The organism is Candidatus Nitrotoga fabula, from assembly GCF_905221025.1.
GTDB classification, from domain to species: domain Bacteria; phylum Pseudomonadota; class Gammaproteobacteria; order Burkholderiales; family Gallionellaceae; genus Nitrotoga; species Nitrotoga fabula.
Genome location: NZ_CAJNBL010000042.1, coordinates 1 through 14,250 on the forward strand (window position 1 = coordinate 1; position 14,250 = coordinate 14,250).

12 protein-coding genes are annotated in these 14,250 nt (G+C 49.1%); all 12 read right to left on the reverse strand.

Annotated features, from left to right (window positions below; translation table 11 throughout):
• Nucleotides 1-149 precede the first annotated feature (149 nt).
• On the reverse strand, nt 150-407 hold the full coding sequence (locus tag KJA68_RS09700) for a PepSY domain-containing protein (RefSeq protein WP_213036740.1): 258 nt from the start codon (nt 405-407) through the stop codon (nt 150-152).
• A 331-nt stretch (nt 408-738) separates the two neighbouring features.
• Nucleotides 739-1,227 (reverse strand): hypothetical protein, encoded by a 489-nt coding sequence (locus KJA68_RS09705; protein WP_213036741.1) that lies wholly within the window; start codon nt 1,225-1,227, stop codon nt 739-741.
• Between the two features lie 231 nt (nt 1,228-1,458).
• Nucleotides 1,459-2,172, reverse strand: a complete 714-nt coding sequence (locus KJA68_RS09710; protein ID WP_213036742.1) for a PepSY-associated TM helix domain-containing protein — start codon at nt 2,170-2,172, stop codon at nt 1,459-1,461.
• An 86-nt stretch (nt 2,173-2,258) separates the two neighbouring features.
• Entirely contained in the window at nt 2,259-4,739 is a 2,481-nt protein-coding gene (locus tag KJA68_RS09715; RefSeq protein WP_246487142.1) for a TonB-dependent siderophore receptor, read from the reverse strand.
• A gap of 527 nt (nt 4,740-5,266) precedes the next feature.
• Nucleotides 5,267-6,667: a ribosome biogenesis GTPase Der gene (gene der, locus KJA68_RS09720; protein WP_213036743.1), complete on the reverse strand. Its 1,401-nt coding sequence runs from the start codon at nt 6,665-6,667 to the stop codon at nt 5,267-5,269.
• A gap of 25 nt (nt 6,668-6,692) precedes the next feature.
• On the reverse strand, nt 6,693-7,835 hold the full coding sequence (bamB, locus tag KJA68_RS09725; RefSeq protein WP_213036744.1) for an outer membrane protein assembly factor BamB: 1,143 nt from the start codon (nt 7,833-7,835) through the stop codon (nt 6,693-6,695).
• Nucleotides 7,832-8,470 (reverse strand): tetratricopeptide repeat protein, encoded by a 639-nt coding sequence (locus KJA68_RS09730; RefSeq protein WP_213036745.1) that lies wholly within the window; start codon nt 8,468-8,470, stop codon nt 7,832-7,834. Before KJA68_RS09730 ends, bamB begins: the two co-directional genes overlap by 4 nt.
• 5 nt (nt 8,471-8,475) lie before the next feature.
• On the reverse strand, nt 8,476-9,753 hold the full coding sequence (gene hisS / locus KJA68_RS09735; protein WP_213036746.1) for a histidine--tRNA ligase: 1,278 nt from the start codon (nt 9,751-9,753) through the stop codon (nt 8,476-8,478).
• Nucleotides 9,754-9,895: 142 nt separating this feature from the next.
• Nucleotides 9,896-11,158, reverse strand: a complete 1,263-nt coding sequence (gene ispG, locus KJA68_RS09740) for a flavodoxin-dependent (E)-4-hydroxy-3-methylbut-2-enyl-diphosphate synthase (RefSeq protein ID WP_213036747.1) — start codon at nt 11,156-11,158, stop codon at nt 9,896-9,898.
• Between the two features lie 2 nt (nt 11,159-11,160).
• Nucleotides 11,161-12,075, reverse strand: a complete 915-nt coding sequence (locus KJA68_RS09745) for a helix-turn-helix domain-containing protein (protein ID WP_213036748.1) — start codon at nt 12,073-12,075, stop codon at nt 11,161-11,163.
• Nucleotides 12,076-12,295: 220 nt separating this feature from the next.
• Complete coding sequence (rlmN, locus tag KJA68_RS09750; RefSeq protein ID WP_213036749.1) at nt 12,296-13,378, reverse strand: dual-specificity RNA methyltransferase RlmN; 1,083 nt, start codon at nt 13,376-13,378, stop codon at nt 12,296-12,298.
• 308 nt (nt 13,379-13,686) lie between these two features.
• Nucleotides 13,687-14,094 carry a nucleoside-diphosphate kinase gene (gene ndk / locus KJA68_RS09755; protein WP_213036767.1) on the reverse strand — a complete coding sequence of 136 codons (408 nt, stop codon included), beginning with the start codon at nt 14,092-14,094 and terminating at the stop codon, nt 13,687-13,689.
• Nucleotides 14,095-14,250 lie beyond the last annotated feature (156 nt).

Here is a 14,250-nt window from a genome sequence, read left to right on the forward strand (position 1 = left end):
ATCAGCGCCAAAACCGGCAAGACAACACTTCGTAAGTGTATCTGCATATACATATAAAGATAGCTCCGTTAATAAAATCTACAAAATAAAGGTTCGAGATAAGATATATAAAATTTAATCACTAAAAATTCAGAATAATTTTTGGTGCATCAATGGATCACACTGCTTTTCCGTGGCAATTGAGTCTGTAACAACTTCCTCCGGTTCCACCACATGATGCCACCCTTGAACAGCAGAATGAGCGGAATCATGCCAATGATCAATTGAATGATACGGGTTGGTGTTCCGCCGATCACGCCGATATGAATTGGATAAAATGTATTCAGTATTCGTGTCCCGACAGGAGATGTTGACATATTTTCCTCCAGCCTGCTTGGCCAGACCTGGAACCGCATAAAGAGCTGCATTGGAAGAAAATACCAGCTTGATGGCAGTATCAACTGCCCACTGAAAATTGGCGCGCATTGGACCTCCTGTCTATATTCGTTCTGATTGTTTAAGTAGGAATCGGTATCAACACAAAAATGGCAGGTTTTTACAAACCTGCCGCAAAAAAAATCAAGAAAAAATGATTAATTATTATTTTTTATATTTTAAAACTAATGCGACTGATCATCAATTACTATCAATGAACATGCAGATAAGCAAGCATAAAATGTGACTAATAACAAATTAACATTTGCATAGTAGTGTTTTTGTTATTCAATGAGTTTAATTCTTTAAAGGCTATATTACTTCTTATAGTTTTTTGTATCGCTGATTGGTGAACGGCTGTGTAACTGGTCGTTGGATATAAATAAAATCAAACCCATTTGCTGTATGACAGGTATTGCATGCTTGAGACAATCCATCGAAAGATTTCATGAATAAAACTTTCTGCCTGGCCTGAATCGCCTTTGCAAGTTTCTCGGCTGGCTCGGATGTAATTGGGCCGATCATTTCAGCAAGCGGCCTTCCCTCAAAATCTGGATGATATTTTTTTACATCTTCCAATCCTTCCAGTATTTCATCCAGTTCGTATTTGGCTAGTTTCCAGTTCCCTCCTGTACCTGCATACCAGAGTTTTGCGTGACGGAGCTGTATTCCAGCCATGATTTCACCCATGCCAGGAGAATAATTTTGACTGGCATCAGATAATTCCGGATGGATATCTGCCAGTGCATCACCAGCCGCATTGGCGAGGCAAGAACACGTAATAAAGAAAAATATACTGAATAAACGATTCATTTTTTTCATCCACATACTTCTTATTGTCGAACAGCCTATAGCACAATATTCCCTGCCAGAGAAACGCAGACCCGATACTGCGTATTTTGGACCTTTCCATTTCTCAGAACAACCAAAACCTGCGCCATCCTGACCCTCTACAACTCTAACGCAGCAACCCTGTCTGCAAAATTTACATCTACAATAAAATTTTCAGCAGTAACCTTCTGCATCATTTCGAATAATTATTATTCATATCAATTCATTAATGGCAAAGCCAACCAGCAAGACAAGGGACGTTAAACCTATTCCAAATCCAATCATTCGACGGCGATTTAATTGCGTCCATAACACCACGCCGGTTAAGGAAAGCAGAATTATGCTTCCTGCCAGGGTGTCGGCAAGCAATATCCATGGTATCCCGACTCCATTTCCCTTGTGCAAATTGGTCAGGGCGCCAAATACATTCTGATCGCTGCGCTTGATGTGCACAAACCGGTTCCCGAGCCAATACTCTGCCTGGAGACTGACCTGGGGAGAACTAAATGTCACAGACCAGCGTTCCGGCTGCTCTATCGCCTGATCACCCCATTCCACAGACTTTGCAGGTTCAACACGCTGACGCGTGGCAGGGCGGTCAAGCTTTAGCTCCTGCTGCAGCCAGCCTGCCATAGCTTTTGCGTTCGCCAAAGGGTGTCTGGGCACTGCAACCTGCAGCATGGTTTCCTGGGCCTTCGCAGCGGGAATTTTCAGTACAGCGCGATGATTCAGCAAGACTCCTGTCACACCGAACAACAAACCGATGGCTGCCCCCCAGAGCCCGATCCAGCCATGCATCTTGCGCAACCATTTCAAAAAAACGGCGCGCCGGGAACGCGCTTGATGTTCCAAAGATTCGGAAGTGGCATTCCCCAAGCTATTCTCGGGTAAGCCATGGCGTGACGCTTTAACTTGTACGGTATTCATCTGATCATGCTCGCATACGGCGGAAAACCATCCCCGCCTGTCCGGCGGGGTATTCCTGGATTTCTATTCCTGGGTGGCGGGTAATATTAGAAGTTGGCGACCAGTGACAGTCTGGCTGCAATGGGGGAACCCGGAGAAAGATTATTATTGTTGTGCGCAGAAGCCCAATATACCTTGTCAAACAAATTCTCAATATTCAGCTGCGCACGCCAGGTCTTATCGATTCTGGCATATACCGCCGCATCTACCCGGGTAAAACCCGGCAGGTAAATAGTATTATCCGTAGAAGCATACATTTTGCTGCGGCTGACTACACCCAGGCCCACTCCCCACATCGAATTGAAGTCATAGCGATTCCAGAGTGAGAAGGTGTTTTTGGGAAGCTCTGCCAGAACAGAGCCGGCTTTGATGGTGGCTGACTGTGTATTGGTGATCTCTCCATCTTGATAGGTATATCCTCCCATCATGCTCCAGGCAGAAGTAATCCTGCCTGCCAGGCCCAATTCGAATCCCTTATTCCGTTGGCCATCAGCCAATATGGATCTGGCCGTATTATTCGGATCTGGAACAATCACATTCGTCCGATCCAGCTGGAACAGGGCAGTGGTCAAAGCCAGATCGGGACGGATATCCCATTTGGTCCCGATTTCCAGATTCTTGAATTTTTCGGGTTCCAGCGCCGCATTCGTTACGGAAAGGGAAGTAAGCTGTTCCCCCGCTCTTGGAACATAGGCCAGGCTGTAGTTTCCATAAACAGAAACATTGGTAGCGGGTTTGTAAATCAGTCCGGCTCTTGGAGACCAGAAATTATCCCGGGAATTCAAGGTTTGATTGGCAGCCGGGTTTTTATTGACAAAATCAACGTCAACCAAGTCATAACGCAACCCAAGAATGGCCTGCCATTTTGGCATCAAGGTAATCTGGTCTTGTATATATACTCCTGCATTTTTTGTAATACTGTTATTGTCACCGTCGGTTGCAGACAGCTTGTAAGTAAGCGGGGTGCTGGTAAGGGGGTTGGAAATGGGGACATTGACTGTTGCTGCGGTACCGTTGAAATAACCGGTATTACGCCTGCTGTCGGAATCCTGATGGGACAATTCGAGACCTGCCAGCATGTCGTGCTTGACGGTTCCTGTATTCAGGGAAAACAGCACATCGGTCTGATTGATGAAAGTATCACGATGACTTGTATTGTTGTATGCGCTGATCGCCACTTCAGCGGTAGCAGGATTTACAGCCGCGCCGGGATATACATTCTCATAAAATTTATCCTGGCTGGCATAACGGGTTCGGTTGCGAAGCAACACCTGGTTATCAAATTTATGCTCGACCAATGCATTGGCGGCTTTCAGCTCAGTGTCGGAATTGCTGCGGGCAGGATCACCAAAAAATGTACGAACATCCACATCGATAGGACGCCGGGTGCTCGCAAGGGACGGAACCCCCCGGTCGGCCGTGCGCTCATCCTTGAAGTACTCGGCATTCAATACCACTTTGGTCTGGGCACCTGGAGCAAGGGTAACGGTCGGATTAATACCGTAGCGCTTTAAATCCACACCATTCCGGAAGCTGCCCGAATCCTCATACATGGCATTCAGCCGGACCGCGGAAGTGTCATTTATCCCCTGGCCGACATCCAGAGCCACGCGTTTTGCATCCCATGAACCAACCTGCGCTGTGATTTCACGGACTCGATTCCAGTCCGCCTCTTTCTGAACACGGTTGATTACCCCACCGGAACCACCCCGGCCGAAAATCATGCCATTGGGTCCTTTCAGAACTTCCACCCTTTCTATATTGTAAATATCTCGAAAATACTGCACATCATCCCGTATGCCATCTACAAAGAAGTCCGCGGTGGAGCGATTGCCGCGAAAAACCAGGGCATCCCGGTTTCCTTCCCCCTGTGAAATTCCAACCCCGGGAACATAACGTACCGCATCACTCATGCTCAGAACGTTCTGGTCCTTGATCGCCTCCTGCGTGACCACGGAAACGGATTGCGGGACATTGATCAATGGGGTATTGGTTTTGGTTGCCGTGGTGATTTTGGGGACGGTATAACCTGTGCTGCTGTTTGCCAGCACGGTAACCGTTGGAAGAATACCATCCTTTTCCACCTGCACTGTTTCCCCAGGCGCCATAGCCAGCCGCTGGATCGCATATTGATTACCTTGGGATACCGCCTGCATGCCGCTGCCTGCCAGCAAATGATCCAATGCGTCCGGAACGGTATACTTGCCTTCCAGTCCCTGCGTCGTTATTTCTCCGATTTCTGCAGAATCAGTAGATATCGGTGTTCCCGACTCCCTTGACAGATGATTCAGTGCAGCCGCCAACGAGCCCGCAGGAATGCTGTATGAATGCGCAGCGGTGCTGGCGGAAATATCCGTGCCGACTACTGCCACATTGGCAAAAGAACTGCTGCTCAGCCCAAAATAGAATAATGCACTGCTGATTGCAATGAAAAGAGTCGCTGGCTGATGGCAGCTTGTCCACGGTCGATTTTCTGCATGTTTGCGTTCCGAGACAGATGTACGATTTGTATCAAAAATTTTTATCATTTTTCCCCCTACTTTTAAATATAAAAAATATTTTTACCTACTGCACATGTAAAACCAGATTGCCCGAAAAACTTATACATTCTGTATGCGGGTTTGCGCTTGAATTCCAGAAAGCTACAGGACAACATCAAAACCATCTCATTCCTTAACAACGAATAGTAGAAGTAATCTTTGCAACAATTGTTATGATAACCAAAGCAATAATGACTCGCAATAACTTTAATGTTTTTATATTGCCAAGTAAGCAATTGACCGCTTTGGGATGTCTTTGCGTAATCAGTCAAGTTGCAATGGGAATCAGGGAGGAAAATTGTCCCTCTACTACAAGAATCCTGAAGCAAGGTTCAACACCCAGCTTCGGAAACATTACCCCCTGCCTCTAACTACAAGTCTATTGAAAGTTGAACAATATTTGGATTTAAACTACAAAGACAGGAGAAAACTAAAAAGTTTTGCTAACCATAGGAAAAAATAGAAAATGCAAAAAAGTGCATTTCTTGAATAGATGTGCTGCCAAAAACCCGGGATCACCGGCCGTACAGCCTGCGTCCACGAATACGCGCACGATGCGCTTTTCGTTCCTCACTCTCGGTCAAGGGTCTTGGGGCCTTGTTGGCAAATGGATTCTTCCCCGCCTTGAATTCGAGTCTGAGCGGCGTTCCCTGCAGCTTGAATGCCGTGCAGAAAGTACGCTCAAGATAACGCCGATAGCTGTCAGGAATATTGTCCAGCGCGCTACCATGTATGACGATTAAAGGCGGGTTACTGCCTCCCTGATGGGCATAGCGCATTTTGGGGCGAAATTGACCACGCGGAGGCTGCTGCTTTTCGACAGCTGCAATCAGCACCCGCGTAAGCTGCGGAGTGGGCAATTTGGCCATCGCAGCGGCATATGCTTCATTTACCGACTTAAGTATGGCAGACACGCCGCTACCCAGAAGAGCTGAGATGAAATGCAATTTGGCAAAGCTGAGGAAATGCAGTTTACGGTCAATACCCCGTTTGGTCATCTCGCGCTGATATTCATCCAGCCCATCCCACTTGTTCACCGCCAGTACCAAGGCACGCCCGGCCTGCAACACAAAATCCGCGATATGTGCATCCTGTTCAGTGATATTCTGCTGCGCATCAACCACGAGAACTACCACGTTTGCGTCTTCTACCGCCTGCAGTGTTTTTATTACAGAAAATTTTTCAACTGCCTCATCGACTTTGCCCCGACGACGCATGCCGGCAGTATCAATGATGGTATATTGCCTGCCATCGCGTTCAAAATCGATATAAATGCTGTCCCGTGTCGTGCCGGGCTGGTCAAAGGCAATCACCCGTTCCTCGCCCAGAATCGAATTCACCAAGGTCGATTTTCCAACATTTGGCCGGCCTACAATTGCAATTTTTGGGTGATCGACATGAATTTCTTCACTTTCAGAATGGACCGGTAATTCATCCAGTGCAAGCGACACCATTTCGCTGACATTGTCCCCATGCGCCGAGGAGATCGGCAACGGCTCGCCCAAACCCAATTCAAAAAATTCGCTAACCACTGCACTACGCCTCATACCCTCGGTCTTGTTTACGAGGAGCAACATGGGGCGTCCGGTTTTGCGCAATTGCTCTGCAATTATTTTATCCTGTGGAGTCAGTCCCTGGCGTCCATCTACCAGAAACAACACCAGATCGGCTTCATCCACTGCCTGTCTTGTCTGCCGGGCCATTTCATACAGAATCCCTTCTCTGGCAACTGGCTCCAGGCCTCCGGTATCCACTACCAGGAAAGGACGCTCGCCAATACGTCCACGGCCATAGTGGCGATCACGGGTTAAACCCGGTAAATCCGCCACCAACGCATCACGGCTCCGCGTAAGGCGATTGAACAAGGTGGATTTTCCCACGTTCGGACGGCCAACTAAAACTAATGTGGGTAACATTTCAGACTTTCAGGTATGGGCAATACTAATGGAGCGCAACCGAATACAGGTATCCTTCGCGAGTTTGCACCAGCAGGCCTCCATCCAGCTCAACCGGTATAGCGGAAATCGGACTGAAATCCGTCTTGAATCTCCCTGCCAGACTACCATCTTCACGGTTGAGGGCATGCAAATATCCCTGATAATCCGCTATTACCAGATAATCTCCAAATGCAAATAGCGCCGAGGTGGGACGCATGAATAACTGATCATTCTTCCAAACTGAACTTCCGCTATTTTTATCCAGCGCCAGCACTGCACCTGTTTCACTCGTGATATAGAGCATGTTCTGAAGCAGGGTCATTCCCTTGTCACTGGAAATGTCACGGCTCCATAGCAAACTTCCCTGCGCAAGGCTATAGCAAGCTACCCGTCCCTGGTACGCAATGGCACATACCTGCTCTTCATCCAAGACCGGCAGGCTAGTAATATCCCGGATACGTTCCAGTTCCGTATTACCACGCGATTCAGAAACAACCGTTTCCCAGATTACCAGGCCTGATCCCAGACTGATTGCAGCCAGTTTACCTCCGGCAAAACCTGCAAAAACAGTCCCCCTTTCGATTGCTACCCCACCATGATTACGCACGATCAGCGCCGGAGTAACATGCTCGTACAGCCACAGGCGCTTGCCATCGGTAGAGTCGATTCCTGAAATACGCCCATCCGCAGTCCGCACCACTACGATGCCATCAGCAACATCTGCCACGTGCAGCACTTCACTGGACGCTTTTGTTTTCCATAACGGTTTTCCATCCACGGAAAAGGCGGCCAATTGACCTTTCGTACCGCCTACCAGAATCAGCCCCTCACCCACTCCTACACCGGCTGAAACCGTAAAGCCAGTATTGATGCGCCACACCTGTTTGCCTGATGCAGGATCCAAACGGAATAGTTCGCCCTTGGCATTTACCGCATATACAGCATCATGCAATATTGCAGGCTGGAAAATATAATCGCCACCACTGCCGATTTTGGTACGCCAGCGCAATTTAAAAGCGGCAGTCTGCTTGAATTCAATCAACTTGGCCGGTTCCCTCGGCTTCTTTTCGCTACCGAACCAACCCGACACCGTGGAACAGCCTGCCAGCATCATTATTAGCAGCGCTGCCGCAATGGGGTGAATCATTTAGCGTCTCCGAGCGCATCCAGCTTCATTTTCACCAGATTGCGATACTTGCTCTCAGCATCCATCTTGTTCAATGCTAACTGGTAAGCCGCCCGTGCTTCAGCAATATGACCCTGCGCATTCAGCACATCCCCCTTGAGATCAGCGTACAGCCCGGTAAAGGATTCAGGATGCTTTTCTTCCAGTAACTTAAGCGCCTCCGAGTATTTTTTTTCATCCAGCAGCATGCTGACCATCTTTAAACGCGCAACATTCTGGAGCCCCCCTTCTTCTGCATGCTGGATTACCCATTCCAGTTGCGATTTCGCACGCGTCGCATCATTATTGTCAATGTTTACCTGTGCCATTATCAACGCAGCCCGCGGGGCATATGCAGTCGATCCGAATTTATCAATCACTGCCTGCCCGGCGTCATTGATACGCTTCGGGTCATTGCTGACAAGCTGTTTTTCCAGCTCTCCATATAAAATGCTGGCCTCTGTAAGCTGATTGGTTTTGTAATACTTCCAGCCCTGCGTCGCTGCGAAACCAATTGCGAACACCGCCAGCACGATCAGCAGCCATTTACCATTGGACTTCCACCACGCCTTGAACGCTTCTACCTGCTCCTGCTCCTGCACATCCAGAACCGCCATCTTGTTTATCCTTGTTTAATTAACTCATTTATTTTTACAGGAAGTGCATCGAATTCCACCTGTATTTGCTCCCCCCCACGGAGTGGTTTGAGAGTAGCCAGCCCTGACCTCACCTCATTATCGCCAAGAATAACAGCAAATCTGGCACAGCTGGCATCTGCCTTCTTCATCTGGGATTTGAAGCTGCCACCGCTGCAATGGAGCAAAACGCGCAGACCGAAATCTCTCAGATTTTCCGCCACGAGACTCGACATGTCGTATGCCATTTCTCCCTGATGAATCACGTATACATCCAGCGGTGCCGGCGGCAAGGTCATACCATCTTCCTGCAACAAGGCCAGTATCCGTTCTATGCCCATGGCAAAACCAGCAGCTGCCGCAGATTTCCCACCTATCTGTTCAATAAGTCCGTCAAACCGTCCACCTGCACAGACTGTAGCCTGAGCGCCAAGACGCGTGGCGACCCATTCAAACACCGTGCGGTTATAATAATCCAAGCCGCGAACCAGGCGCGGATTGATCTCATATGCAATTTCATGACGATGCAGGATTTTCTGCAACTCTTCAAAGTGTCTGAGCGCGTCGTCATCCAGCTCATCCATTAACTTGGGTGCAGCCAGAATCAGTTCCTGCATGGCCGGATTCTTGCTGTCCAGAATACGCAACGGGTTACTGTGCAGACGGCGGGTTGCATCGGCATCCAGCAAGCCGCAGTGCTGCTCGAAATAAGAGATCAGTTTGACACGGTGTCGCTGCCTCGCTTCAATGTCGCCCAACGTATTGAGCTGGAGAGTGATATCCCGCAATCCCAGCTTACGCCAGAGACGTGCGCACATCAGAATCTGCTCTGCGTCAATATCGGGGCCAGAAAAACCTAAAGCCTCCACACCAACCTGATGAAACTGCCGGTAACGCCCCTTCTGCGGACGTTCATGACGGAACATCGCGCCACTGTAATATAAACGCTGCGGAGCATTGTACAGCAGACTGTGTTGCAGCGAGGCGCGCACGCAGGAAGCGGTCCCTTCCGGACGCAGAGTCAGATGGTCACCATTGAGACTATCCTCAAAACTGTACATTTCTTTCTCTACGATATCAGTCACTTCGCCGATCGCGCGTTTAAAAAGTGCGGTAGGTTCCAGCAAGGGCATGCGAATATTGCGATAACCATAACTTTCCACCCAGTCACGAACGGTATCCTCAAACCATAGCCAAAGTCCTGCCTCATCTGGCAGGATGTCATTCATGCCGCGAACAGCCTGTAACAAAAGGGGGTTACTCATAGAACCAATAACCTTGTGATTTGCTTCATAAAAAATACTGAACAAAGCTTCCGCGGTTCAATACACGGCGCATAAATTTTCCCTGCCACATGCGCATCCGATATGAACAGCCTTCTACAATCAATCGACATTTAATATCTATTTACACAGAAACAGGCTCAGACCCGTGATTTACGGTATCGCCTGACGCATATTTGCGCGTCACATAATTGTTCACAATCCGCATGAACTCTCCGGCAATATTATCCCCGCGCAAAGTGACCACTTTTTCGCCATCCACATATACCGGTGCTGCAGGATTTTCATTGTTTCCCGGCAAACTAATGCCAATATTGGCCATCTTGCTTTCTCCCGGTCCATTCACCACACAACCCATTACCGCCACGGTCATTTCTTCGACACCTGGATATTTCTCGCGCCATACCGGCATCTGCGCACGCAAGTAGGACTGTATGCTCTGCGCAAGTTCCTGAAAGACCGTACTGGTGGTACGCCCGCATCCCGGACAGGCGATCACCATGGGCGTGAAGGAACGCAGCCCCATCGTTTGCAGGATTTCCTGTGCTACGACTACTTCCTGTGTACGGTCTCCACCCGGTTCCGGGGTAAGAGAAATCCGTATGGTATCCCCTATCCCCTCCTGTAACAGCACGGCAAGTGCAGCGGTGGAAGCAACTATCCCCTTGGACCCCATTCCAGCCTCGGTCAGCCCCAGGTGCAGGGGATAATCGCAGCGTTTTGCCAGTGCACGGTATACCGCAATTAAACTCTGCACCTCACTTACCTTACATGACAGAACAATCCTGTCGTGAGGCAAACCAAGCTTCTCGGCACGCTGGGCGCTAGTAAGCGCCGACACAATCAACGCCTCATGCATAACTTCGGCAGCATCCTTCGGCTCAGGCAGCCTGGCATTCTCATCCATCATGCGCACAATCAGATCAGATTCGAGACTTCCCCAGTTCACCCCGATACGCACCGGCTTCTGGTACTGACAGGCAGCGTTTATCATCATGGCAAACTGGTCCTCACCCTTACGGTTTCGGCCGACATTGCCAGGATTGATACGGTATCCGGCCAGTATCTGGGCACATTCCGGGAAATCGGTTAGCAAGCGATGTCCGTTGTAATGAAAATCGCCCACCAGCGGTACATCGCACCCCATTTGATCCAGAATCTTTCGGATATGCGGCACCTGCGCAGCGGCCTCAGCAGTATTTACCGTAATTCGAACAATCTCGGAGCCTGCCCGTGCAAGTTCGAAAACCTGGCGAGCCGTTCCTGCAGCATCTTCTGTATCCGTATTCGTCATGGACTGCACCACGACAGGGGCATCGCCGCCAATCGCGACATTCCCTACCATGACCCGCTGCGTCACACGACGCGTGATCAAACTCTGAGTCATCGTTACTCCAGTGTCAGGCGTGCACGACCGTCATTGTGATAAGGCGCAAGATCCACAGGTTTTCCTCGGTAATACAGGCGCACACCACGAGCATTGCCAATTTCAACGGAAAATGGTGACCGACCTTCCAATTTCTGTTCGCTACCAGCAGGATTGATTTTTGACAGCAATACCCTACCATCATGATCCTTTACCCTTACCCATGACTTTTCCTTGAATTGCAACTGGACAGAAAAAGATTGTTGTGCCGCACTACCTGCTCCCACTTCCATTCCTTTGACAGAAGAAGCAACATTATCCACGGCAGGCGCAACTGCAACGGATCCCGGTACAGGTACGGTTTGGGCCGCAAGCGGCACAACCGGTAAATCCTGCTGGGGAACCGCTTTCACTGCTGAAGCAGGAGTCATGGCAACCGACAGATCGACAGGCTCCATGGTTTCATGCGGAACTGTCGGCTCACGATGGTTCAGCCAGACGAAAACTACCCAGACAACTGCAATAACGACAGGTATGGTCAGCAACCAGACAATTTTAAGCCCGTGACCCGCCTTGTTATCCTGAAAAGGCATTTCAACCTCAATACTGGTTGCATACAGGGAGGGTTGAACCGGTATCGCTGGCAAGGAAGCCAGCAATGGTTCAGGATCCAGTTTCAGCAGCCTGGCATAACTGCGTACAAATCGCCGCACAAAGGACATTTCCGGCAGATTGCCATAATCGTCCGCCTCCAGCGCCTCTATCTGATGCGGTGCGAACTTGAGACGATTCTCCACATCCTCAATGCTCAACCCGAGATGCTCACGTGCTTCGCGCAGCGTGGAACCCACGCTAACCGGCATGTCCACGGGGCTTCCGTCGTCATTGACTTCAATCTGATCCGATAAATTATCCACGCTTCCCTGCACTATATTCATTTCAATTCAAGTACAACCCGGAATTTTACGCAACGGCTGCGTCTAACCATTTTCTTCGATACCTTCCAGCTGCCTGAAGGATGCACCTGAAACGGATTTCGTACGCGAAAACTGTAACAAGTACGCAGAATTTCACAATCCTCCCAGACAACGCAAATGATCAGCCTCTTGCCAGATCAAAGTGTCCGCATGCATAAAATCAAAAAATGAAATAATTTTATTATGCCTGCGCTTCCATCGGCTGGCGTGTTCTTTTGGTTTTATCCCTAACCTGTCCGGCCAATTGTCCGCATGCGGCGGCAATATCATCCCCCCGTGTTTTGCGTATCGTCGTAATTATACCTGCCTGCATCAGCACATCGCGAAACCTGGCTATCGCATCTGTTCCGGAACGACGGTAATGGGTCTGCGGGAAAGGGTTAAATGGTATCAGATTGAATTTGCAAGGAACATCCCTCACCAGCCCAACCAGCTCTTGCGCCTGCTGCAGGCTGTCGTTCACCCCATCCAGCATCACATATTCAAAGGTGACGAAATCGCGCGGGGCACGTTCCAAATAGCGCTGGCATGCTGCCAGAAGCTCCCGCAACGGATATTTCTGGTTGATCGGAACAAGTACATCACGCAGGCTGTCATTGGACGCATGCAGTGACACCGCCAGTGCTACCGGACACTCGTCACGCAGTCTGTCCATTGCTGGCACGATCCCGGAAGTGGAAAGAGTTACCCTGCGTCTGGAAAGGCCATAAACATGGTCGTCCAGCATCAGGCGTAGGGCGCTTACCGTATTATCAAAATTCAAAAGCGGCTCACCCATGCCCATCATCACCACATTCGTGACAGGCCACTTACCCTCCGCATTTTTGCTAATCTGGCGATTTGCCCACCATAATTGACCAATAATTTCTGCAACACGAAGATTACGGTTAAACCCCTGTTTTCCGGTTGAACAAAACGAACAGTTCAGCACGCAACCAGCCTGGGATGATATACATAACGTGCCACGCTCTGCCTCTGGAATAAAGACGGTTTCCACTGCATTTCCGGTACCCACATCAAGAAGCCATTTGCGCGTGCCATCTGCCGAAATTTCATCGCGCATCACCTGGGGTGCAGCCACATGGGCAAGTTGCAGCAACTTCTCCCGCAGCGAAACAGGAAGATCCGTCATCGCCGTGAAATCCGGCTCACCCTCCTTGTACATCCAGCGTAGCATCTGGCGGGCGCGAAACGGCTTTTCACCTACGGATGCAAACCATGCGTTGAGTTGCTCGACATCAAAATCCAGTAAATTTTCGGACATCAGATCGCCCCTGTTATATGAATTCTCCCGGTACAATCATCATTTCATGATACCAGCACCGATAGCTGGCACGTACTGCCACATAGCATTTAATTGTTTGTCATCCGGACGGATCCACCTGCATCCCATAATGCCGGAGTCAACTCGGGAACAGACAGAAAAAGCTTTTGTCCAGCATAAACAAGCAATCTATTTCAGGCTAGCTACAACCGACGTTTGACTTATAAAACTACCGATCATTCAATCAGGAGTGCATCCTGTCACCGTAAAAATTTCTTTCCGGCAGCACAGGATGCATTTTTAAATGTTCAAATCGAGAAAAAAAACTTGATTTCCGCAGCAGCCGCTTCTGGTGAATCTGAACCGTGAACTGCATTGGCATCGATGCTGTCAGCAAAATCTGCACGGATCGTACCCTTGTCTGCCTTTTTCGGATCGGTGGCGCCCATTAGTTCGCGGTTCTTCGCTATTGCGTCTTCACCTTCCAATGCCTGTACCATCACCGGACCAGAAATCATGAAATCTACCAGATCCTTGAAGAAAGGGCGTTCGCGATGTACAGCATAAAAACCTTCTGCTTCCGCACGGGACATTTGCAACATTCGAGCTGCAATAATTTTTAACCCAGCGTTCTCAAAGCGAGTGTATATCTGACCAATAACGTTTTTGGCAACGGCATCGGGCTTGATAATTGATAAAGTACGTTCAACAGCCATGCTACTTCTCCAGAGGTAATTAACAATTAAATTTAACATTTTAACAGGCTTTGCACTACATGTCGCTTCGTCCGGACCTCATAGGAATGCCATACAGGCAACCGCATTGATCGTTCATTTTCTTCTGGCCTCGTTGAACACATCGATTTCACATTT

What these genes read in the sequence shown, in the direction of transcription:
- rlmN (WP_213036749.1), bottom strand. Translation starts at nt 13,378, where the DNA reads ATGTCCGAAAATTTACTGGATTTTGATGTCGAGCAACTCAACGCATGG.
- bamB (WP_213036744.1), bottom strand. Translation starts at nt 7,835, where the DNA reads ATGATTCACCCCATTGCGGCAGCGCTGCTAATAATGATGCTGGCAGGC.
- ndk (WP_213036767.1), bottom strand. Translation starts at nt 14,094, where the DNA reads ATGGCTGTTGAACGTACTTTATCAATTATCAAGCCCGATGCCGTTGCC.
- der (WP_213036743.1), bottom strand. Translation starts at nt 6,667, where the DNA reads ATGTTACCCACATTAGTTTTAGTTGGCCGTCCGAACGTGGGAAAATCC.
- KJA68_RS09730 (WP_213036745.1), bottom strand. Translation starts at nt 8,470, where the DNA reads ATGGCGGTTCTGGATGTGCAGGAGCAGGAGCAGGTAGAAGCGTTCAAG.
- KJA68_RS09700 (WP_213036740.1), bottom strand. Translation starts at nt 407, where the DNA reads ATGCAGCTCTTTATGCGGTTCCAGGTCTGGCCAAGCAGGCTGGAGGAA.
- KJA68_RS09710 (WP_213036742.1), bottom strand. Translation starts at nt 2,172, where the DNA reads ATGAATACCGTACAAGTTAAAGCGTCACGCCATGGCTTACCCGAGAAT.
- KJA68_RS09745 (WP_213036748.1), bottom strand. Translation starts at nt 12,075, where the DNA reads ATGAATATAGTGCAGGGAAGCGTGGATAATTTATCGGATCAGATTGAA.
- KJA68_RS09715 (WP_246487142.1), bottom strand. Translation starts at nt 4,739, where the DNA reads ATGATAAAAATTTTTGATACAAATCGTACATCTGTCTCGGAACGCAAA.
- ispG (WP_213036747.1), bottom strand. Translation starts at nt 11,158, where the DNA reads ATGACTCAGAGTTTGATCACGCGTCGTGTGACGCAGCGGGTCATGGTA.
- hisS (WP_213036746.1), bottom strand. Translation starts at nt 9,753, where the DNA reads ATGAGTAACCCCCTTTTGTTACAGGCTGTTCGCGGCATGAATGACATC.
- KJA68_RS09705 (WP_213036741.1), bottom strand. Translation starts at nt 1,227, where the DNA reads ATGAATCGTTTATTCAGTATATTTTTCTTTATTACGTGTTCTTGCCTC.